Annotated in this window: 20 protein-coding genes; 11 read left to right on the plus strand and 9 right to left on the minus strand. The window is 74.9% G+C overall.

Features of this window, described 5'->3' with window-relative positions:
- Positions 1-21 precede the first annotated feature (21 nt).
- The gene (locus tag DQ241_RS04720) at positions 22-960 is read right to left on the minus strand and encodes a S1C family serine protease (protein ID WP_113829033.1); all 939 of its coding nucleotides are present in this window, start codon (positions 958-960) and stop codon (positions 22-24) included.
- 141 nt (positions 961-1,101) lie between these two features.
- On the opposite strand from DQ241_RS04720, the gene DQ241_RS04725 reads away from it, so the two are divergent.
- Complete coding sequence (locus DQ241_RS04725) at positions 1,102-2,265, plus strand: glutamate--cysteine ligase (protein WP_113829034.1); 1,164 nt, start codon at positions 1,102-1,104, stop codon at positions 2,263-2,265.
- 31 nt (positions 2,266-2,296) lie between these two features.
- Here DQ241_RS04725 and DQ241_RS04730 read toward each other — a convergent pair whose 3' ends face one another.
- Entirely contained in the window at positions 2,297-3,721 is a 1,425-nt protein-coding gene (locus DQ241_RS04730; protein ID WP_113829035.1) for an NAD(P)/FAD-dependent oxidoreductase, read from the minus strand.
- Positions 3,722-3,864: 143 nt separating this feature from the next.
- On the opposite strand from DQ241_RS04730, the gene DQ241_RS04735 reads away from it, so the two are divergent.
- Complete coding sequence (locus DQ241_RS04735; protein ID WP_233492277.1) at positions 3,865-4,470, plus strand: alpha/beta fold hydrolase; 606 nt, start codon at positions 3,865-3,867, stop codon at positions 4,468-4,470.
- Positions 4,471-4,643: 173 nt separating this feature from the next.
- On the opposite strand, the gene DQ241_RS04740 is transcribed toward DQ241_RS04735, so the two are convergent.
- On the minus strand, positions 4,644-6,062 hold the full coding sequence (locus DQ241_RS04740; RefSeq protein ID WP_113829037.1) for a xylulokinase: 1,419 nt from the start codon (positions 6,060-6,062) through the stop codon (positions 4,644-4,646).
- Positions 6,063-6,251: 189 nt separating this feature from the next.
- On the opposite strand from DQ241_RS04740, the gene DQ241_RS04745 reads away from it, so the two are divergent.
- From DQ241_RS04745 to DQ241_RS04780, 8 genes are all read left to right on the plus strand, one after another.
- Positions 6,252-7,532 (plus strand): ROK family transcriptional regulator, encoded by a 1,281-nt coding sequence (locus DQ241_RS04745; protein WP_113829038.1) that lies wholly within the window; start codon positions 6,252-6,254, stop codon positions 7,530-7,532.
- Between the two features lie 79 nt (positions 7,533-7,611).
- Entirely contained in the window at positions 7,612-8,775 is a 1,164-nt protein-coding gene (gene xylA, locus DQ241_RS04750) for a xylose isomerase (protein WP_113829039.1), read from the plus strand.
- A gap of 112 nt (positions 8,776-8,887) precedes the next feature.
- Positions 8,888-10,057: an ROK family protein gene (locus tag DQ241_RS04755; protein WP_113829040.1), complete on the plus strand. Its 1,170-nt coding sequence runs from the start codon at positions 8,888-8,890 to the stop codon at positions 10,055-10,057.
- 155 nt (positions 10,058-10,212) lie between these two features.
- A complete protein-coding gene (locus DQ241_RS04760) occupies positions 10,213-11,790 on the plus strand; it encodes a sugar ABC transporter ATP-binding protein (RefSeq protein WP_233492214.1) in 1,578 nt (525 codons plus the stop codon).
- Entirely contained in the window at positions 11,787-12,965 is a 1,179-nt protein-coding gene (locus DQ241_RS04765) for an ABC transporter permease (RefSeq protein WP_113829041.1), read from the plus strand. The genes DQ241_RS04760 and DQ241_RS04765 overlap by 4 nt, the downstream gene beginning before the upstream one ends.
- 145 nt (positions 12,966-13,110) lie before the next feature.
- On the plus strand, positions 13,111-14,163 hold the full coding sequence (locus tag DQ241_RS04770; RefSeq protein WP_113829042.1) for a substrate-binding domain-containing protein: 1,053 nt from the start codon (positions 13,111-13,113) through the stop codon (positions 14,161-14,163).
- A 61-nt stretch (positions 14,164-14,224) separates the two neighbouring features.
- Positions 14,225-15,412 carry a Gfo/Idh/MocA family protein gene (locus DQ241_RS04775; protein WP_113829043.1) on the plus strand — a complete coding sequence of 396 codons (1,188 nt, stop codon included), beginning with the start codon at positions 14,225-14,227 and terminating at the stop codon, positions 15,410-15,412.
- A complete protein-coding gene (locus DQ241_RS04780) occupies positions 15,412-16,419 on the plus strand; it encodes a sugar phosphate isomerase/epimerase (RefSeq protein ID WP_113829044.1) in 1,008 nt (335 codons plus the stop codon). Before DQ241_RS04775 ends, DQ241_RS04780 begins: the two co-directional genes overlap by 1 nt.
- A gap of 4 nt (positions 16,420-16,423) precedes the next feature.
- Here DQ241_RS04780 and DQ241_RS04785 read toward each other — a convergent pair whose 3' ends face one another.
- The 4 genes from DQ241_RS04785 to DQ241_RS04800 form a co-directional block, all read right to left on the minus strand.
- Positions 16,424-16,837 (minus strand): hypothetical protein, encoded by a 414-nt coding sequence (locus DQ241_RS04785; protein ID WP_113829045.1) that lies wholly within the window; start codon positions 16,835-16,837, stop codon positions 16,424-16,426.
- Positions 16,834-17,283, minus strand: a complete 450-nt coding sequence (locus tag DQ241_RS04790; RefSeq protein ID WP_113829046.1) for a cupredoxin domain-containing protein — start codon at positions 17,281-17,283, stop codon at positions 16,834-16,836. The genes DQ241_RS04785 and DQ241_RS04790 overlap by 4 nt, the downstream gene beginning before the upstream one ends.
- 77 nt (positions 17,284-17,360) lie before the next feature.
- A complete protein-coding gene (locus DQ241_RS04795; RefSeq protein WP_199584093.1) occupies positions 17,361-18,272 on the minus strand; it encodes a S9 family peptidase in 912 nt (303 codons plus the stop codon).
- Positions 18,273-18,274: 2 nt separating this feature from the next.
- Positions 18,275-18,622, minus strand: coding sequence for a hypothetical protein (locus DQ241_RS04800; protein ID WP_113829048.1), 348 nt, complete (start codon positions 18,620-18,622; stop codon positions 18,275-18,277).
- A 55-nt stretch (positions 18,623-18,677) separates the two neighbouring features.
- Here DQ241_RS04800 and DQ241_RS04805 point away from each other — a divergent pair, with 55 nt between their 5' ends.
- Positions 18,678-19,202 carry a helix-turn-helix domain-containing protein gene (locus DQ241_RS04805; RefSeq protein WP_113829423.1) on the plus strand — a complete coding sequence of 175 codons (525 nt, stop codon included), beginning with the start codon at positions 18,678-18,680 and terminating at the stop codon, positions 19,200-19,202.
- On the opposite strand, the gene DQ241_RS04810 is transcribed toward DQ241_RS04805, so the two are convergent.
- Together DQ241_RS04810 and DQ241_RS04815 are read right to left on the minus strand one after the other, a co-directional pair.
- A complete protein-coding gene (locus DQ241_RS04810; RefSeq protein ID WP_113829424.1) occupies positions 19,199-19,711 on the minus strand; it encodes a hypothetical protein in 513 nt (170 codons plus the stop codon). The two genes, DQ241_RS04805 and DQ241_RS04810, sit on opposite strands and share 4 nt — an antisense overlap.
- Positions 19,712-19,785: 74 nt before the next feature.
- Complete coding sequence (locus DQ241_RS04815; protein ID WP_113829049.1) at positions 19,786-21,360, minus strand: DEAD/DEAH box helicase; 1,575 nt, start codon at positions 21,358-21,360, stop codon at positions 19,786-19,788.
- Positions 21,361-21,426: the final 66 nt, after the last annotated feature.

The raw sequence follows: 21,426 nt of genomic DNA on the forward strand, positions 1-21,426 counted from the left end.
CGACGGCACCCGGACGGGGCATCAGCCGGTGAGCTCGACCGGGACGGTGAGCACGTCGACCATCGCCCCGCGGCGGTGCACGGTCATCGGCAGCGCCTGCCCGATCGCCTCGGCGAACAGCAGCCGCTGCAGGCTCTGCGCGTCCGCGACCGGTCGCCGCCCCGCCTCGAGCACGAGGTCGCCGGGCTTGAGCCCGGCCCGGTCGGCGGGCGCCCCGGGGACGACGTCGACGATGCGCAGCCCCCGCCGTCGCCCGGTCCGTTCCGCCAGCGCGGCGGGGAGCGGTGCCGGGGTGCTCACCAGGCCCAGGTAGGCACGTCGGACGCGGCCGTCGGCGACGAGCGCGTCGACGATGCGCCGGCTGGTCGCGTTGATCGGTACCGCCAGCCCCAGCCCCCAGCCGGCGACGGCGGTGTTGATCCCGACGACGCGGGAGGTGGAGTCGGCCAGCGCCCCGCCGGAGTTGCCGGGGTTGAGCGCCGCATCGGTCTGGATGACGTCCTCGACCACCCGCGCGGTGCGCCCGTCCCGGGTCGGCAGCGATCGCCCGAGCCCGCTCACGACGCCGGCGGTCACCGAGCCGGCCAGGCCCAGCGGGTTGCCCACGGCGACCACCAGCTGGCCGACCCTCAGCGAGGCGGCGTCCCCGAGCACCGCCGGTGGCGGCGTCGCGCCGCGGGCCCGCACCACCGCGAGGTCCGAGAGCGGGTCGGCGCCGACCACCACGACGTCGGTCTCGCCGCCGTCGCCGAACACGGCGCGGCCGGAGCGAGCGCCGCCGACGACGTGGGCGTTGGTGAGGAGCAGCCCGTCGTCGGACACGACCACGGCCGAGCCGGCACCGGCCCGGCCCCGGGCGTCGCTCACGTGCAGCGCGGCCACGTGCGGGGTGAGGTCGGCGGCGACCTCGGTGACGATGCGGGAGTAGGCGTCCAGCGGGGACTCCGCGGCCAGGCTCATCGGCGACCTCCGGATCGAGGAGGAGCACCAGTGAACGCCGCCGGCCGGGCTCCGCCCACCGCTCCGGTCACGCCCTGGGCGAACACCGGGGCGGCCCCGTACCGTCGCGCCCACCGGGTCCCTCCCGCGCCAGGAGCGCCGATGCAGATGCCCGCCGCAGCACGCCCCGCGGCACCCGCCCCGCCCCCGGCGGCGACCACGACGGGCGCGACCTTCGGCGTCGAGGAGGAGTTCCACCTCGTCGACCCCGGCAGCTACCGGCTCACCCGCAGCCCGGCGCTGGCGGAGGCCGTGCTGCGCGGTGAGTCGGGGCCGCACCTGCACGCGGAGATCACCACGACCCAGCTGGAGACCGCGACCGGCATCTGCACGTCCCTGCCGCAGCTGCGCGCCGAGCTGGTCACCACGCGCGCGGAGGCGGCCGGCGCCGCGGCGCGCGCGGGCGTGCGCATCCTGCCCGCCTCGACCCACCCGTTCGACAGCTGGCAGCAGCAGGACATCACGCCTGCCCCGCGGTACGAGGCGATGGTGGACCGCTGGGCCGGTCTCGCCCAGCAGCAGGACATCGTGGGCTGCCACGTGCACGTCGGCGTCCCCGACCTGGACACCGCCGTCGCGGTGATGGACCGCGCCCGGCCCTACCTGGCCACGCTGCTGGCCATGACCGGCAGCTCGCCGTTCCACTCCGGCGTCGACACCGGGCACCACAGCTACCGCACCGTGTGGTGGTCGCGGTGGCCGACGACCGGCCCGCCCGAGCACCTGGGCAGCGCCGAGCGCTACCGGGAGGTGGTCGCCGGCCTGGTCGCCTCCGGCGTCGTCGCCGACTCCTCGCACCTGTACTGGGACCTGCGCCCGTCCAGTCACCTGCCGACGCTGGAGTTCCGCATGGCCGACGTCTGCACGGAGGTCGACGACGTCGTCCTGCACGCCGGGCTGGTCCGGTCGCTGGTGCGGGTCCTCGCCGGGCGGGCGGAGCGGGGCGAGCCCTGCCCCCGCCCCCGCCCGGAGCTGCTGCGCGCCGCACGGTGGCGGGCGGCCCGGTTCGGCCTCGAGGGACAGCTGTTCGACCCGCTGACCTGCGAGCTCGTCCCGGCACGGGTGGCGGTGCGCCGGCTGCTGGCCGAGCTCCGGCAGGACCTGGCGGCGCACGACGAGTGGGCACTGGTCGTCGACCTGGTGGAGGGCCTGTTCGAGCGGGGGACGTCGGCGTCGCGGCAGCGCCGGACCTGGCAGGAGACCGGTGACTGGCGCGCGGTGGCCGCCCGGATCGTCCGGGAGGGCACCGCGCTGGAGAACCGCTGAGCCGGACGGCCCAGCGGTCCCCCGGCAGCCGCTAGGCGGACTCCCGGTTGGTCATGTCCTCGCCCGCGGGGTCGACGTTCTTCGGGCCACCGGTCTTGGTGGCCTCCCAGCCCGCGCCGAGCGCCTCGAGCGCCAGCCGGCCGTAGACCTGCTGCTGGGTGGCGACCCGCTGGGAGCGACCGCGGCCCAAGAAGCTGACCAGCCAGTTGACCGCGGCGGTGAACCGGCTGCGGAAGCCGACGATGTACAGCAGGTGCAGGGCCAGCCACATGACCCAGGCGGTGAAGCCCTCGAACTTGAGCGTGCCGAGGTCGACGACCGCGTGGAAGCGGCTGATCGTCGCCATCGAGCCCTTGTCCTTGTAGTGGAACGGGGCCTGGGGCTGCTTGCCGGCCACCCGGCGCTTGATGGCCTCGGCGGCGTAGCGGCCACCCTGGATGGCGACCTGCGCGACACCCGGCAGCCGGTCGAGCGCCATCATGTCGCCGACGACGTGGATCTCGGGGTGCCCGGGCAGCGTGAGGTCAGGCTGCACCGAGATGCGGCCGGCCCGGTCCACCTCGGCACCGGTCTTCTCGCCGAGCAGCCGGCCCAGCGAGCTGGCCTGCACGCCGGCCGCCCAGATCTTGGTGGCCGCGTCGATCCGGCGGACCTGGCCGTCGGCGTCCTTGACCTCGATGCCGTCGGCGTCGACGTTGGTGACCATCGCGCCGAGCTGCACCTCCACGCCGCCGGCGGTGAGCTGCCGCCGGGCGCGCTCGCCCAGCTTCTCGCCGAAGGAGGGGAGCACCGCGGGCGCGGCGTCGAGCAGGATGACCCGGGCGGTGGTGGGGTCGATGCGGCGGAAGTCGCGGCGCAGCGTCCGGCGGGCCAGCTCGGAGATCTGACCGGCCATCTCGACGCCGGTGGGGCCGGCGCCGACGACGACGAAGGTGAGCAGCCGGTCGATCTCGGCGGGGTCGGTGGCCAGCTCGGCGAGCTCGAAGGCGCCGAAGATGCGGCCGCGCAGCTCCAGCGCGTCGTCGATGCTCTTCATGCCGGGGGCGAACTCGGCGAAGTGGTCGTTGCCGAAGTACGACTGGCCGGCACCGGCGGCGACGATGAGCTCGTCGTAGGGGTGCACGGTCGCGCGGCCCAGGATCTGGGAGGTGACCGTGCGGGCGTCGACGTCGATGTCGGTGACCTCGCCGAGCACCGTCGTGGCGTTCTGCTGCTTGCGCAGCACCTCGCGGGTGGCCGGGGCGATCTCGCCCTCGGACAGGATGCCCGTGGCCACCTGGTACAGCAGCGGCTGGAAGAGGTGGTGCGCGGTCTTCCCGATCACGGTGACGTCGACCGGGGCCTTGGCCAGGGCCTTCGCCGCGAAGAGGCCGCCGAAGCCGGACCCGATGATGACGACGCGCGGCCGGCCCGTGGTCTCGTGGGCGGCGGGGAGGCGCGTTGGTGATGTCGTCATGACGAATATCCTTCCACTCCGGCTGTCGCGGCTGCCCGCCGCCTCGGCGAGACCCGGGTCACACCCGGATCTCCGGCTCGCGGGCCCCGCCGGAGGCCGGTAGACCCAGCGGGGTGTCGTCGTCCGAGGTTCCGTACCTGCTGGTGCCCGGTCTCGGCCTCGATGAACGTTCATCGGCCCGATTGCGGTCGCTCCTGACCGCCCGGGTCGTCCGGCTCCCCGGTATGGGGGAAGCCGCGCCGGTGCCCGACCTGGACGTGCTGGCCGCCCGGTTGAGCGCCGGGCTGGGGGAGGGCCCGGTCGTGCTCGTCGGCCACTCGCAGAGCTGCCAGGTGGTGGCCGCGGTGGCGCGGGACCCCCGGGTGCGGGCCGTCGTCCTCCTGGGACCGACGACGGACCCGCGGTTGCGCACCGCGCGCGGGCTGGTCGGGCGGTGGCTGGCGACGGCGGTGCGCGAGCCCGTGCGGATCGTGCCGGCCGTCCTGGCCCAGTGGTGGTCGACCGGCCCGCGGGCCATGACCGCGCTGTGGCGGCGGGCGGCTCCCGACCGGATCGAGGACCGGCTGCGCGAGGTCCGGGTGCCGGTCGTGGTCGTGCGGGGCACCCGCGACCGGCTCTGCGACGCCGGCTGGGCCCGGGCCGTGGCCGCATCGGCCCCGGCCGGCCGCCTGGTCGAGATCGACGGCGGCGCGCACCTGCTGCCCATGACCCACCCCGCCGCCGTCGCCGACGTCCTGCGCGCGATCTGACCGCGCCGCCCGTCGTCGTCCTCGCGGTGCGGCAACCACCCTCGCCGCCGACCGCGAGCCTCGCTGCCACAGCGCGAGGGTGCCGACCCGCGCCGAGCAGGTGACGTGATGGAACGGCCGCCCTTCAGGGGCCCGCGCCGAGCGCGCGAGGCGTGGGGGGAAGGGTGGTCCTCTTACTGGCCGTCAGTGCGGGTGCGGACCTCGGCGTAGCGCTCGCGGACGGCGGGCGTCGGCTCGGCCTCGAAGGTCTGCAGCCCGGGCTGCGCCCACTCCGGGGCGGCGTCGGCCCCCGACAGCACCCACGCCGCCTGCCGCGCGGCGCCGTCGGCCACGTACTCGCCCGGCGCCGGGACGACGACCGGCCGGCCGAAGATGCCCGGGGCCAGCTGCTGGACGGCGGGGGAGGCGGCCGCGCCGCCGATGAGCAGCACCCGCTCGACGGCGACCCCCTGCGCGACGACGGCCTCGATCCCGTCGGCCAGGCCGCAGAGCAGCCCCTCGACGGCGGCGCGGGCGAGGTGCGCCGGGGTCGAGGTGCGCAGCGTCAGCCCGTGCACCGCGCCGGTGGCGTGCGGCAGGTTGGGCGTGCGCTCGCCCTCGAGGTAGGGCACCAGCACCAGCCCGTCGGCGCCGGAGGGGGCCTGCAGCGCGAGGTCGGACAGCGTGGCGTGGTCGACGCCGAGCAGCCGGGCCGCGGCGTCCAGCACCCGCGCGGCGTTGAGCGTGGCCACCAGCGGCAGGTGGTTGCCGGTCGCGTCGGCGAACCCGGCGACGGTGCCGGTCACGTCGGCGACCGCGGTGGGCGTGACGGCGGAGACCACCCCGGAGGTGCCGATCGAGACGACGACGTCGCCGGGCCGGGCGGCCAGGCCGAGCGCGGCGGCGGCGTTGTCGCCGGTGCCGGGGCCGAGCACCGCACCGGAGTCGGCGAGCGCGCCGACCTGCTCGGCGGGTCCGGCCACCCGGGGGACGGCGGGGCGGCGGCCGCGCAGCGCGCGCTCCAGCAGGTCGAGCCGGTACTCGCCGGTGCGCGCCGACCAGTACGCGGTGCCGCTGGCGTCGCCGCGGTCGGTGGCCAGCGTGCCGAGGGTCCGGCCCTCGGAGATCCGCCAGGTCAGCCAGTCGTGGGGGAGGCACACCGCGGCGGTGCGGTCGGCGTGAGCAGGCTCGGCGTCGGCGAGCCAGCGCAGCTTGGTCGCGGTGAAGGAGGCGACCGGTACCACGCCCACCGCGTCGGCCCAGGCCTGCCGCCCGGCGGTCTCGTCGCCGTCGCCGAGCTCGAGGATGAGGTCGTGGGCCGCGCCGGCGGAGCGGACGTCGTTCCACAGCAGCGCGTCGCGGACGACCTCGCCGTCCTCGTCGAGGCAGACCATCCCGTGCTGCTGCCCGCCGACGGCGAGCGCGGCGACGTCGGCCAGCCCGCCGGCGGCCTCGGCGGCGGCGGTGAACGCCTCCTCCCACGCCCGCGGTGCGACCTCGGTGCCGGCAGGGTGCGCTGCGCGGCCGGAGCGCACCAGCTCCCCGGTGGCGGCGTCGCGCACGACGACCTTGCAGGCCTGGGTGGAGGTGTCGACTCCGGCGACGAGCGTCATGGGCGCAGACCTTAACGGCGGCGCGGGCGGTTCGTCGGGGCGTCGAACTATTCTCCGCTCCCACGGCGCGGGAACGACGGCGTTGCGGTTGGGTAACGGGTGGGTGCGACCTTGACCACGGTCGTTCGCACCCATAATTTGTTTGCGCAACAGACAAATGACGCTGCCGTTGCGAGGAGGTGTACCGCCGTGTTCGAGGAGCGTGGTCTCTACGACGGACCCCGTGCGCGCCGGAACGCCCCGGCCGACCAGGCCACCGTGCGGCGCAACAACCTCGGGCTGGTGCTGCGCCACCTGCGCGACGCCGGCCCCCGGTCGCGGGCGCGGATCGCCCAGGACACCGGGCTGAACAAGGCCACCGTGTCCAGCTTGGTCGCCGAGCTGGGCGAGCGGCGGCTGGTCACCGCCGGCGAGATCGACCGGGCCGGCTCGGTCGGCCGCCCCGGTGTGATCGTCGAGCTGGCCGGCCGGTGCGTCTGCGGCATCGGGGTGGAGCTCAACGTCGACTACGTCGCCGTCCTGGTGCTGGACCTGCGCGGCGAGGTGCTGTTCGAGGAACGGCTGGCCCTCGACGTGCCGTCGGCCGGCGTGGACCGCACCCTCGACGAGGTCGCGGCGCTGGTCCGCCGGGCCGTCGACGCCGCCGCCACCCGCGGCGCCCGCCCGGCCGGGCTCACCGTCGCCGTCGCCGGCCTCGTCCGCAGCGTCGACGGCGTCGTCATCCTCGCGCCCAACATCGGCTGGCGGGACGTCCCGGTGCTGGACGGCCTCAGCGCCCGGCTCGACGTCGACTTCCCGATCCGGGTCGAGAACGACGCCAACCTCTCCGCGATCGCCGAGTGGGCGATGGGCGCCGAGGCGCGCACCCCCGACCTGGTCTACCTGACCGGTGAGGTCGGCGTCGGCGGCGGCGTGATCGTCGCCGGTCAGCTGCTGCGCGGCGCCGGCGGCCTGTCCGGCGAGGTCGGGCACACGTCCCTCGGCGACCCCGATGCGGTCTGCGGCTGCGGCCGGACCGGCTGCTGGGAGACCGTCGTCGGCCTGGCTGCGCTGCTGCACGCGGTCGCGGACGACGACGACCCCGTGCACGACCACACCCGCGACCTGGAGACCCGGCTGGCCGAGGTGGCCGCCCGCACCGCCGCCGGCGACGAGCGCACGCTCGCCGCGCTGCACCGGGTGGGCACCGCCCTCGGCGCCGGCGCGGCCGTGCTCATCAACGTGTTCAACCCGCGCGTCGTGCTGCTGGGCGGGTACTTCGCCGTCCTCGGCGAGTACCTCATGGGGCCGGTGATGGCCGAGCTGGAGGCCCGCGTGCTCGGGCCCGGCGTGGCCGGCGCGCGCGTGGTGCTCTCCACCCTCGGCTTCAGCGCCGCCGTGCGCGGCGGCGCCCACGTCGCGCTCGAGTCGGTGTTCGACGACCCCACGCTCGTGCCGGTCCCCGACGCGGTACCGGCCGGGGTCTCGTGACCCCGATCCCCGTCGTCCGTCCCCCCGCCACCGGCGGGGGACCTGCTGCCCATCCACCCTCCCGGACGGAGAACCGCTCATGAGCGACCGCTACACCCCCACCAAGGACGACAAGTTCAGCTTCGGTCTGTGGACCGTGGGCTGGCAGGGCGTCGACGTCTTCGGCGGCGCCGTCCGCCCGGCGCTGGACCCGGTCGAGGCGGTGCACAAGCTCGCCGAGCTGGGTGCGGCCGCGGTGACCTTCCACGACGACGACCTGGTGCCCGACGACGCCACCCGCGAGGCCACCCTCGAGCGGTTCAAGAAGGCGCTCGCCGAGACCGGCGTCGGCGTCGAGATGGCCACCACCAACCTGTTCGGCGCGCCGGTGTTCAAGGACGGCGGCCTGACCGCCAACGACCGCGCCGTCCGCCGGTACGCGATCGCCAAGGTGCTGCGCAACATCGACCTGGCCGCCGAGCTGGGTGCGAAGACCTACGTGCTGTGGGGCGGCCGCGAGGGCGCCGAGTCCGGTGGCAGCAAGGACGTCGCCGCTGCGCTGGACCGGTACAAGGAGGGCCTGGACCTGCTCTGCGCCTACGTGCGCGAGCAGGGCTACGACATCCGGTTCGCCCTCGAGCCCAAGCCCAACGAGCCGCGCGGCGACATCCTGCTGCCGACCATCGGGCACGCCATCGCCTTCATCAACGAGCTCGAGGAGCCCGACCGCGTCGGCCTCAACCCGGAGGTCGGGCACGAGGAGATGGCCGGGCTGAACTTCGCCCAGGGCATCGCCCAGGCGCTGTGGCACGGCAAGCTCTTCCACGTCGACCTCAACGGCCAGCACGGCCCCCGCTTCGACCAGGACCTGCGCTTCGGCGCCGGCAACCTGCGCGGGGCCTTCTGGACCGTCGACACGCTGCTCGGCTCCGGTTCCGGCCGCGCCTACGACGGCTACCTGCACTTCGACTACAAGCCGCCGCGGACCGAGGACATCGAGGGCGTGTGGGAGACCGCCCGCGCCTGCATGCGCAACTACCTGATCCTCAAGGAGAAGGCGCAGGCGTTCCGCGCGGACCCGGAGGTCGCCGAGGCCCTCGAGGCCGCCCGCGTCACCGAGCTCGCCGTCCCCACGCTGGGCGAGGGCGAGTCGCTGCAGGCCCTCCGGGACGAGGCGCACGACCCGGTCGCCCTGGGCGAGCGCGGCCTGCAGTTCGAGCGGCTCGACCAGCTGGCGATGGAGCACCTGCTCGGCGTCCGCTGACCACCGCACGCTGACGAGGGGCCGGGGAGCGCACGCTGCCCGGCCCCTCGTCCGGTGGAGGCCACCCCGCAGGCGGGCCGGGGAGGACGCCCGGCCGTGCCACTATGGCGACGTGGCCACCACCTCAGCGTCGGCCGGGGCGCTGCTCCGGCACGTGCGCACGGGGCGTGCGCGCAGCCGCGCCGACCTCGTGGCGCTCACCGGCGCGTCGCGCAACACGGTCAGCGCGCGGGTGGACCAGCTCATCGCGGCGAACCTCCTCGAGGAGGGCGGTCGCGGCTGGAGCACCGGCGGCCGGCCGCCCACGCTCCTGCAGTTCAACAGCCGGGCGGGCTGCGTGCTCGCCGTCGACCTCGGCGCCAGCAGCGTCGACGTCGCGGTCACCGACCTGTCCGCGCAGATCCTGGCCACCGCCGGCCACCCGATCGACATCGCCGAGGGCCCCCGGCCCGTGCTGGCCGAGGTCGACCGGCTGGCGCAGAAGGCGCTCGCCGAGGCGGGGCTGACCCCGGCCGACGTGCGCGCCGTCGGCGTGGGGGTGCCCGGACCGGTCGAGTTCTCGACCGGACGGCCCTCGCACCCGCCGATCATGTCGGGCTGGCACGACTACCCGGTCCCCAGCGCGTTCGGCCGGTACGAGTGCCCGGTCTACGTCGACAACGACGTCAACGTGATGGCGCTCGGCGAGATCGGCGTCGCCGGCTCCGACCAGGACCTCCTCGTGGTCAAGGTGGGCACCGGCATCGGCTGCGGGGTCATCGTCGAGGGCCGGGTGTACCGCGGCGCGCAGGGCAGCGCCGGCGACATCGGGCACATCCACGTCGCCCAGCCCGACGGGCGCACCGTCGTCTGCCGCTGCGGGCAGGAGAACTGCCTCGAGGCGATCGCCGGCGGCGGCGCCATCCTGCGCGACGCCGTCGCGGCCGGCCTGCCGGTCGAGACGGTGCGCGACATCGTCCAGCTCGCCGCGCAGGGGGACGGCGCCGCGCTCGAGCTGGTGCGCGAGGCGGGCCGCACGATCGGCACCGTCCTGGCCGCGCTGGTCAACTTCTTCAACCCGCACCGCATCGTCATGACCGGCGGCGTCGCGCGGGCGGGCGTGCCCCTGCTGGCCGGCATCCGCGAGGCGGTGTACCGGCGGTCCATGCCGCTGGCCGCCCGGGCGCTGGAGATCACCGTCAGCGACGCGCCCGACCTCTCCGGCCGCGTCGGTGCGGCCCTCATGGCGATCGAGGAGTTCCTGGACGAGGACTCGGTCGCGCTGCTCGCCGCCGAGCGCTGACCCGCGGGGACCGAGCACCCCGGGACCCGTCGGGTCCCGGGCTTGGTCTCGTTCCGGTAACCGTGCCGGAGGTCCCTTGACCCCGTGTGACCCGGGACATATGTTGCTGCCTCAGCCGACTAATGGTCAGTGTTGAGCAAAAGTCCGGAGGCAACGTGGCGGAACCCGGGAGCACCCCGCTCCTCGAGATGCACGGCATCGTCAAGACGTTCCCGGGTGTCCGGGCGCTCGACGGCGTCGACCTCGACGTGCGCGCCGGCGAGGTGCACTGCCTGCTGGGTCAGAACGGTGCCGGCAAGTCGACGCTGATCAAGGTCCTGGCCGGCGCCCACCAGCCCGACGCGGGCCGGATCACCTGGCGCGGCGAGGAGGTGCGGCTGAGCAGCCCGCAGGCCGCGATGCGCCTGGGCATCGCCACCATCTACCAGGAGCTCGACCTCGTCTCCGGCCTGAGCGTCGCCGACAACATCTTCCTCGGCCGGGAGCGCTCGCGGTTCGGCCTGACCCGCATCGCCGAGGTCAACCGGGCCGCCGCGCGGCTGCTCGAGCGGCTCGGCCACCCGGAGATCCGGCCGGGCGCCGAGGTCGGCTCCCTGTCCGCGGCCGGCCAGCAGATGGTCAGCATCGCCCGGGCGCTGTCCCAGGACGCGAAGCTGATCGTCATGGACGAGCCCTCGGCCGTCCTGGACACCGAGGAGGTCGACCGGCTCTTCGCCGTCGTCCGCGACCTCACCGCCCACGACGTCGCCGTCGTCTACATCTCCCACCGGCTCGAGGAGATCCGCCAGATCGGCGACCGGATCACCGTCCTCAAGGACGGCCGGACCGTGGCCACCGGCCTGCCGGCGCGCGAGACCGAGACCCGCGAGGTCATCACGCTGATGACCGGCCGGACGATCGAGTACGTCTTCCCGGAGCGGCGCGCACAGGTCGCCGTCGACCAGGAGCCGCTGCTGGAGGTCGAGGACCTCGGGCTGCGCGGCAGCTTCGGCGGCGTCTCCTTCGCCGTCCGCCCGGGCGAGGTGGTCGGCCTGGCCGGGCTGGTCGGCGCCGGGCGTTCCGAGATCCTGGAGACCGTCTTCGGCGCCCGCCGCGCCACCAGCGGCACGGTGCGCGTCGCCGGCAAGCGGCTGCGGCCCGGCGACGTCGGGGGAGCGGTGGCCGCCGGTGTCGGCCTGGCCCCCGAGGAGCGCAAGAGCCAGGCGCTGCTGCTCGGCGACTCCGTCTACCGCAACATCTCCATCTCCAGCCTGGCCCGGTTCGCCCGCGGCGGCTTCCTCTCCCGCGGTGCCGAGCGCGACGCCGCCCAGGACCTGGTCGGCTCGCTCGACGTCCGCCCGAAGGACGTCGACCGCGAGGTCCGCACGCTGTCCGGTGGGAACCAGCAGAAGGTCGTGCTGGCCCGGTGGCTGCTGCGCGACTGCCGGGTGCTGCTGCTCGACGAGCCCACCCGCGGCGTCGACGTCGGCGCCCGCTCGGAGATCTACGCGCTGATCCGCGACCTGGCCGACCGCGGGGTCGCCGTCGTCGTGGTCTCCAGCGAGATCCCGGAGGTCCTCGGCCTGGCCGACCGCGTGCTGGTGATCGCCGAGGGCGCCGTCGTCGCCGAGGCACCGGCCGGAGAACTCGACGAGCACCGGGTGCTCGACCTGGTCATGGAGGGCACCGGCCACCGCGGCGCGCCCCTCCGCCCGACGCAGCACGAGACGCAGCACGAAGGGGACGTGGCATGAGCGGGAGCACCACCGCGACGACGAGCGGGACGACGGACGCGTCCGTGGACCCGGCCGGGCGCGGCCCGAACGGCGGGCAGCGGCAGAGCCTGATGGCGGGGCCGGTGGGCCGCAACCTCGGCCTGGTGGTCGCCCTGGTCATCCTCTGCATCGTCGGCATCGCGACGGCCGGCGACCGCTTCGCCGACCTCGACAACGTGCTGACCATCCTGCGGCTGTCCGCGGTCATCGGCGTGGTCAGCATCGGCATGACCTTCGTGATCATCGGCGGGGGCATCGACCTTTCCGTCGGCGCGCTCGCGGCGCTCTCCTCGGTCTGGGCGACCACGCTGGCCACCCAGCAGATGGCCGAGGACGTGCACTGGATCGTCATGGTGGTCACCGCGCTGCTGGTGGGCAGCATCGCGGGGCTGGTCAACGGGGTGGTCATCGCCTACGGCAAGCTGGCCGCCTTCATCGCCACCCTCGCCATGCTCGCGGCCGCGCGCGGGCTGGCCGAGATCATCTCCAACCGGCGGACGCAGATCATCCGCGACCGGGACTTCCTGTCGTTCTTCTCCGGCGACGTGCTCGGCATCCCGACGCTGGTCATCATCTGGGCGCTGGTCGCCGTCGCCGGCTGGGTGCTGCTCAACCGCACCACCTTCGGACGGCGGACCTTCGCCGTCGGCGGCAACGCCGAGGCGGCCCGCCTGGCCGGCATCCGCGTGCAGCGGCACACCGTGAAGCTCTACGTGCTCTCCGGGTTCACCTGCGGCATCGCCGCGGTGATGATCATGGCCCGCACGACGACCGGCAGCTCCACGCACGGCACGCTGTGGGAGCTGGACGCGATCGCCGCGGTCGTCATCGGCGGCACGCTGCTCATCGGCGGCCGGGGCACGATCGTCGGCACCGTCCTGGGCGTGCTGATCTTCACCACGCTCGGCAACGTCTTCACGCTGAACAACCTGTCCAGCTCGGCCCAGGCCGTCGCCCGCGGCGTGATCATCGTCCTCGCCGTGCTGCTGCAGCAGCGGCTGGCCACCGGCGGCTTCTCCTTCGCCCGCTCCGGCGGCGGCGGCGCCCGCGGTGGCGCCCCGGTCGTCCAGGGCAGCCCGGCCGGCGCGGTGTCCGGCGGGACGAGCGAACCCGGCGGCCCCGGCGGCGCCCGCCCCGGCGCACCCCAGACCTGACCGGCGCGCGGCGTCCTGTCCTGCCGCCGCGCGCCGGTCAGCACCGACTCCCACCGGGCCCGCCCCGTGGGCGCTCCACCCCCGATCCCCGCACCACCCCGACCACCTGGCCTCCCGCCAGGACGGCCAGACCCGAGGAGAGAACATGTCTGCAGCGAGGCAGCGTCCGTTCCGCCGCCTGCCCTACACCGCGGTCGCCCTGCTCGGCGCCGCCGCGCTGGTGGCCGGCTGCACCAGCAACGAGCCGGAGAACTCCGGTGGCGGGGGCACCGCCAACGCCGCGAGCGACAACGACGAGGAAGGCGACACCGTCGTCATCGGCTTCTCCGCCCCCGCCGCGGACCACGGCTGGATGGCCGGCATCACCGAGGCCGCGCGCGCCGTCGACGAAGAGTACGACGACGTCGAGCTGCGGGTCGCCGAGGGCACCAACGACGTCGGCACCCAGATCAGCCAGGTCGAGACGTTCATCAACGACGGCGTCGACGCGATCGTGCTGCTGCCGTTCGACGGTGCCGCGCTGACCCCGGTCGCGCTGGAGGCGATGGAGGCCGGCATCCCGGTCATCAACGTCGACCGCGAGTTCGACAGCCCGTTCGCCGCCCGCGCCACCATCCTCGGCGACAACTACGGCATGGGCGTCTCGGCCGGCACCTACGTCTGCGAGCAGCTCGGCGACCAGCGCGACGCCGTCGTCGCCGAGATCGCCGGCATCGACTCGCTGCCGCTCACCCAGGACCGCAGCCAGGGCTTCGCCGACGCGCTGGCCGACTGCGGGCTCGAGGTGGCCAACCGGGTCGCCGCCGACTTCACCGTCGAGGGCGGTGAGGAGGCCGCGGCCAACCTGCTCCAGGCCGCACCGCAGATCGACGCGATCTGGAACCACGACGACGACCAGGGCGTCGGCGTCCTGGCCGCCATCGAGAACGCCGGCCGCGACGAGTTCTTCATGGTCGGCGGCGCCGGCTCGGCCAACGCCATGCGCGAGATCGAGTCCGGCGACTCGGTCCTGCAGGCGACGGTCATCTACCCGCACACCCAGGCCGCGGACGGCGTCCGGCTGGCCCGGCTGGTCGCGCAGGGCAAGAGCATCTCCGACCTCAACTCCCAGGGCGTGCCGCGGACGATCGTCCTCAACGCCCCGGTCGTGACCTCGGAGAACGTCGACGACTTCATCGACGCCGCGTTCGAGTCCTGATCGCCGTGGGGTGGCCGGGCGTCTGCCCGCGCCCGGCCACCCCGCTTCCCGAGGAGCTCCGATGACCACTCCCGACCGGCCGCACCTGCGCGTGGCCATGATCGGCCACGCCTTCATGGGCGCCGCGCACTCGCACGCCTGGCGCACCGCCCCCCACTTCTTCGACCTGCCGCTGCGGCCCGACCTCGCCGTCCTCGTCGGCCGTGACCCCGCCCGCGTGGCCGAGGCGGCCGGCAAGCTCGGCTGGTCGGCCACCGAGACCGACTGGCGGCGGGTGCTCGGACGCGAGGACGTCGACCTGGTCGACGTCTGCACGCCCGGGGACACCCACGCCGAGATCGCGATCGCCGCGCTCGAGGCCGGCAAGCACGTGCTCTGCGAGAAGCCGCTGGCCAACTCGGTCGCCGAGGCCGAGGCGATGGCCGAGGCCGCCGCGCGGGCCGCCCGCAACGGCGTCCGCTCGATGGTCGGGTTCACCTACCGCCGGGTGCCGGCGATCGCGCTGGCCCGCCAGCTGGTCGCCGCCGGCCGGCTCGGCGACATCCGGCACGTGCGCGCGCAGTACCTGCAGGACTGGATCGCCGACCCCAGCGCGCCGATGTCGTGGCGGCTGGAGAAGGACAAGGCCGGCTCGGGCGCGCTGGGCGACATCGGCGCGCACGTCGTCGACCTGACCCAGCACATCACCGGCCAGCGGCTCACCGGCGTGAGCGCGCTGCTGGAGACCTTCGTGACGGAGCGCCCGCTGCCCGCGGCTGCCGGCTCGCTGTCCGGTGTCGCGGGCGAGGGCACCGGCACGGTCACCGTCGACGACGCGGCCCTGTTCCTCGGCCGGTTCGACGGCGGGGCGGTGGCCAGCTTCGAGGCGACCCGGTTCGCGCTGGGGCGCAAGAACGCCATCCGCATCGAGATCAACGGCTCGCGCGGGAGCCTGGCGTTCGACTTCGAGGACATGAACGTCCTGCACTTCTTCGACGGCGACGACCCGGACGAGACCGCGGGCTTCCGCCGGATCGTCGTCACCGAGCCCGGTCACCCCTACGTCGGCGCCTGGTGGCCGGCCGGGCACGGGCTCGGGTACGAGCACGGCTTCACCCACCAGGTCGTCGACCTGGTCACCGCCATCGCCAAGGGGGAGGACCCGGCGCCGTCCTTCGCCGACGGCCTGCAGGTGCAGCGGGTGCTCGACGCCGTCGAGCGCAGCGCGGCCGACGACTCCCGCTGGACCCCGATCGAAGGAGACCGCTGATGCCCCGTCCCGTCACGCTGTTCACCGGCCAGTGGGCCGACCTGCCGTTCGAGGAGGTGGCGCGGCTGGCCTCGGAGTGGGGTTACGACGGCCTGGAGATCGCCTGCTGGGGCGACCACCTCGACGTCGAGCGCGCGGCGAACGACGACTCCTACGTGCAGGAGAAGCTCGACCTGCTCAAGCGCTACGGCCTGCAGGTGTTCGCGATCAGCAACCACCTCAACGGCCAGGCCGTGTGCGACGACCCGATCGACGAGCGGCACCGCGGCATGGTGCACCCGCGGGTGTGGGGCGACGGCGACCCGGAGGGCGTCCGGCAGCGGGCGGCCGAGGAGATGAAGCTGACCGCGCGGGCGGCCCGCAAGCTCGGCGTCGACGTCGTCGTGGGCTTCACCGGGTCGAAGATCTGGAAGACCGTGGCGATGTTCCCGCCGGTGCCCGAGTCGATGATCGAGGACGGCTACCGCGACTTCGCCGACCGCTGGAACCCGATCCTCGACGTCTTCGACGAGGTCGGCGTGAAGTTCGCGCACGAGGTGCACCCGAGCGAGATCGCCTACGACTACTGGACGACGGTGCGCACGATGGAGGCCATCGGCCACCGCGAGGCGTTCGGGCTCAACTGGGACCCGTCGCACTTCGTCTGGCAGGACCTGGACCCGGTCAGCTTCATCTGGGACTTCAAGGACCGGATCTACCACGTCGACTGCAAGGACGCGAAGAAGCAGGTGGGCAACGGCCGCAACGGCCGGATGGGGTCGCACCTGCCCTGGGCCGACCCGCGGCGCGGCTGGGACTTCGTCTCCACCGGCCACGGCGACGTCCCGTGGGAGGCCTGCTTCCGGATGCTCAACACGATCGGCTACGACGGCCCCATCTCGGTGGAGTGGGAGGACGCCGGCATGGACCGCCTGGTCGGCGCCCCCGAGGCGCTGGAGTTCGTGCGCCGGCTGGCGTTCGACCCGCCGGCGGCCGCGTTCGACGCCGCCTTCGCCAGCGGGAACTGACCGATCAGCGGCGGGCGCTCGCGAGCCAGGCCAGCCCGGCCAGCACGAGAGCGCCCGCCGCCTCCACCCAGAACGACTCCCACCACAGGGCCGCCGCGGTCGACTCGCGGAAGCCGAACAGGCCCACCCAGGTGGAGACCAGCAGGGCGGCCAGCGTGCCCCCGCACACGAGCGCGCCCAGGGCGGCCACCCACGGCAGGACGGCGCGCGGCACCACGAGCAGCAGCGCCGCCGACCCGGACCCCAGGACGACGGCGAGCAGGAACGCCGGCCCGATGACGTCGACGTCCCGGTAGCCGTCGCGCCACAGGTCCAGGTGGATCCAGGCCGTGGCCGCCAGCAGCGCCGCGCCGAGCAGCCGCAGGCCCCACAGCGTCGGAGTCCCGGTGCGCCGCACCCGCACCGGCGTGCGGGTCACGCCCCCACCTCGACCGGCACCTCCATGCCCATGGCGCGGTGGTTGGCGATCGAGCAGTAGAAGACGTACTCGCCCTCGTCCAGCGTCACCGTGAACGTGGTGCTCTCGCCCGGGTCGACGTCCTCGGACTCCGCGACGTCCTCGCCGTCCCGCTCGACGACCAGGTCGTGGGTGGAGCCGCCGTCGTTGGTCAGCGTGATCTCGTAGGTGCCGGCGGTCAGCTCCTCGTCGTCGAGCTCGAAGCCGAAGTCGACCGCGGTCACCTCCAGCGCGGCGCTCTCCGCCGCGGGGGTCACGTCGGTCGGCTCGGCCGTGCCCGGGCTGGTGGTCGACGCGGCGGCGGGGGAGTCCGGTTCCGGTTCGGAGCTCCCGCAGCCGGTCAGGACGGCGACGGTCAGGACGGCGGCGGCCGGCAGCGCACCGGCGGTCAGCGGGGTCCGGGGCATGGCGCCTCCTGGGTCGGGCGTCCCTCGCGGGGGGCGCTGCCCCGATGGTGCAACCGTCAAGGACCGGGCGGAAGGGGTCAGCCGGTGACCCGGCGGGCCCAGCCGGTGACGAGGGCGAGCACCTCGGGGTCGACCGGCTCGCGCAGCTCGGCCTTGTAGCGCGACATCGACGGCGGCCCGGACTGGCGGCGCAGCGTGTGCGTCAGGTCGGGGACGCGGCGCACCTCGACCGGCCCGGCCGCGGTCGCCGCGATCCGGTCGAGGTCGTCGGCCGGCACCTGCAGGTCCTTGCCGCCGGTGATGGCCAGGACCGGCACGCGCACCCGGCGCAGGTCTGCGCTCGGGTCGTGGGCCATGAACTCGCGGGTCCACCGGGCGTTGACCCGCGCTCCGCCGATCCGGGCGACGTCGGTGGTGGTCGCCTTGATGCGGACGTGGTTGGCCGCGACCTTCTTCTCCAGGTCGGTGCGGAGGACGCGGAGCAGCAGCCGCACCGGTGCCGGCAGGGTGGGTGCGATCTGCCGCGCCTGCCAGCGCAGCAGCTCCTCGCCGGGGCTGGCGCTCATGGCCAGGAGGACCAGCCCCGCGACGTGCGCACCGCGGGCGGCGACGGCGGCGGACAGCAGCGCCCCCTCGCTGTGGCCGGCCAGGAGCAGCCGGTCGGCGTCCACCTCGGGCCGGTCCGCGACGGCGGTCACGACGCGGGCCAGGTCGTCGACGTTGTCGGTGAACCCGGCTCGGCGCCAGTCGCCGGGGCTGCCGCCGACGCCGCGCTTGTCGTAGCGGTAGCTGGCCAGGCCGGCGCCGGCCAGCGCGTGCGCCAGGGCGCGGGTGACCCCGAACCGCGCGCGCGGGTGGTCGGAGTCCCGGTCGACCGGCCCCGACCCGGCGGCCAGCACCACGGCGGGCGCGGGGAGCGGGCCGTCGGGGAGGGTGAGCGTGCCGGCGAGCGGGTGCTCGCCCGGCACGGCCAGGGGGAGCTCGCGCACGCTCAGCCCGCGGGGGAGAGCGTGCCGGCGAGCGCCGCGGCGTCGTCGGCCCCGACCAGCACGGTGTCGTAGCGCTGGCCGGTCAGCCGGATCCGGAGCGCGGGCTGCCCGCGGCGCACCGAGACGTAGGTCTTCTCGCCGCGCCGCCGCCAGGTGCCGATGGCGCGCACGCCGGGGAGCCCGAGCCCCGGCGCGCGCAGCCCGCGCAGCGCGGCCAGGCCGGACGGCACCGCCTCGACGGAGGTCACGGCCGACGGGGGCACCTCGAGGTCGCGGAGCATGCCGAAGAACTTCTCCGCCCGCGTGAGGGAGATCTGCAGGCTGTCGGGTGTCGTCCGGATCGTCGCCATGGCACCATCATTCTCAATCGCGAGAGCGTTGTCAAAGATGAGAATGGTGGCGCGGATGCCGACCTCGGACCTGCTGCTGCACCCGGTGCGGCTGCGGATCGTCCAGGCGTTCCTGGGCGAGCGCACGCTCACCACCGCCGACCTGCACGCCGGGCTGCCCGACGTCCCGACGGCGTCGCTCTACCGGCACGTCGCCACGCTGGCCGAGGCCGGCGTGCTGGAGGTCGTGGGGGAGCGCCGGGTGCGGGGCGCCGCCGAGCGCAGCTACCGGCTGGTGCCCGCGGCGGCGTCCATCGGCCCCGACGCCGCGTCCCGGATGGACCCCGAGGAGCACCGCCGGGCGTTCACCACGTTCGTCGCCGCGCTGCTGGCCGACTTCGACCGGTACCTGACCCGCGGCAACGTCGACCTCGCGCGGGACGGCGTCGGCTACCGGCAGGTGGGGCTGTGGCTCACCGAGGACGAGTTCGCCGAGCTGGTGGCCGACCTGCGGGCGGTGCTGGCCGCCCGCGCGGCGAACCAGCCGGCGGAGGGGCGCCGCCGCCGGCTGGTCAGCACCGTGCACCTGCCGGGGGACTAGCGCGCCCGCGCCTCGCGGCGGGCGTCCTTCGCGGCCTGCTTCGCCTGGGTACGGGCCAGCTTCTCCGCCTTCTTCACCGACACGCGGGGACGGCGCTCGATCAGCCCGCGGGTCATGAGGCCGATGCCGATCCCGACCAGCCAGCTGTCCTTGGCGATGGACAGGCCCTGCTCGGTCGGCGCGAGGCTGCCCGGCTTCCGCATGCCCGGCGTCTTGAGGTACAGGCCGAGCAGCCCGCCGGAGAAGGCGGTCAGCGCGACACCGGCCGCGAAGGTCGGCACGAAGGGCGTCAGCAGCGCCGCCCCCACGACGATCTCCGCCGTCGCCAGCCCCTGCACGAACTGCTGCGGGGGGACGTTCTTCAGCACCGGGTAGGCGCCGGCGGCGAAGCCGTGCATGCCGGCGGCGGTCTCGGCGTCGGCCCCGCGCTTGCCGAGGCCGCTGTTCAGGATGAAGGCGCCCGCGGAGATGCGCGGCGCGATCTCGGAGAGGGTGATCGGCAGTCCCATGCCGTCCTCGGTGCCCACCCCGGGCAGCGCTGAACCCGGGAGACCGGCGGAGGTCTCCCGGGTCCGGCGGGAGATCAGCGGCCGCGGCGCGAGCGGGCGCTGAACGAGGCGGCGCTGCTGGTGCCGGCGCGGGCGGCCAGCTCGGCGCGGGTGCGCGCCGGGCCGCTGGCCCGGCCGCCGCCGGAGGCCCCACCGCGGCCCGAGGCGGCCGGCTTGGCCGACGCGGAACCCGAGCCCGACCCCCCGCGACGACGACGGCCGCCACCGGAGCCCTGCGGCTGCGGCTCCGGCGCGGGGGCCGGCTCCACGTAGGGCGCCGGCGGGCCGGCGAGCTCGGCGATCAGCTCGGCGCCCGGCCGGACCTGGGTCACGGTCGGGGTGATCCCGGCCTGGCGGGTCAGCGTGCGCACCTCGCCGACCATGTCGGGGGTGGTGATGGTGACGACCGTGCCACCGGCGCCGGCGCGGGCGGTGCGGCCCGAGCGGTGCAGGTAGGCCTTGTGCTCGGTCGGCGGGTCGACGTGCACGACCAGCGCGACGTCGTCGACGTGGATGCCGCGGGCGGCGATGTCGGTGGCGCACAGCACCCGGGAGGAGCCGTTGCTGAACGCCTCGAGGTTGCGCTCGCGGGCGTTCTGGCTGAGGTTGCCGTGCAGGTCGACGGCCGGGATGCCCGACGCGGTGAGCTGCTTGGCCAGCTTCTTGGCCTGGTGCTTGGTGCGGGTGAACAGCACGCTGCGGCCGAGGCCCGCGGCCAGCTGGCGCACGACCTCGCCCTTGTCGGCGGTCTGCACGTGGAAGACGTGGTGGGTCATGGTGCTCACCGGCGCGACCGCGGGGTCGACCGAGTGCGTGACCGGGTTGCTCAGGTAGCGCTTGACCAGGACGTCGACGCCGTTGTCCAGGGTCGCCGAGAAGAGCAGCCGCTGGCCGGTCTTCGGGGTGCGGTCCATGAGCCGCTTGACGCCGGGCAGGAAGCCGAGGTCGGCCATGTGGTCGGCCTCGTCCAGGATGGTGATCTCGACGGCGCCGAGGTCGCAGTGGCCCTGGCCGATGAGGTCCTCGAGCCGGCCGGGGCAGGCGATGACGATGTCGACGCCCTTGGCCAGCGCCTGGACCTGCGGGTTCTGGCCGACGCCGCCGAAGATCGTGGTGGCGTTCATGCCCAGGGCACGGGCCAGCGGGTCGACGACGGCGAACACCTGGTTGGCCAGCTCGCGGGTCGGCACCAGCACCAGCGCCCGGGGGCGCTTGGCGGAGCGGCGGCTGTCGGAGGCGGCCAGCCGGGCGACCAGCGGGATGGAGAAGGCCAGGGTCTTGCCCGAGCCGGTGCGCCCGCGGCCGAGCACGTCGCGGCCGCCGAGGCTGTCGGGCAGCGTGGCGACCTGGATCGGGAACGGCGCGGTGATGCCGCTGGCCGAGAGCACCTCGACCATGGGCGCGGGCACGCCGAGCGCCGCGAACGTGGTGTCGGTGGGCAGGACGGTGGCGTCCGCGCCGACGGGGACGACGACGGGAGCCGGCGCCGGGGTGCTCTGCTGCTGGACCTGCGTCTGCTCGCCGGCCGGGCGGGTGCCGCGACCGCGGCCGCCGCGACGGCGGCGCGGACGGGCGGTGCCGTCGGCGGCAGGGGGAGTGGGGGTGCTCATGCGGTGATGTCCCAACGCTCGAGTGGCCGCCGCGAGCTCGGCGAGCGCGAGCGCCGGCGCACCTCG

The sequence above is a fragment of the Blastococcus sp. TF02A-30 genome, from assembly GCF_003319185.1.
GTDB lineage: Bacteria > Actinomycetota > Actinomycetes > Mycobacteriales > Geodermatophilaceae > Blastococcus.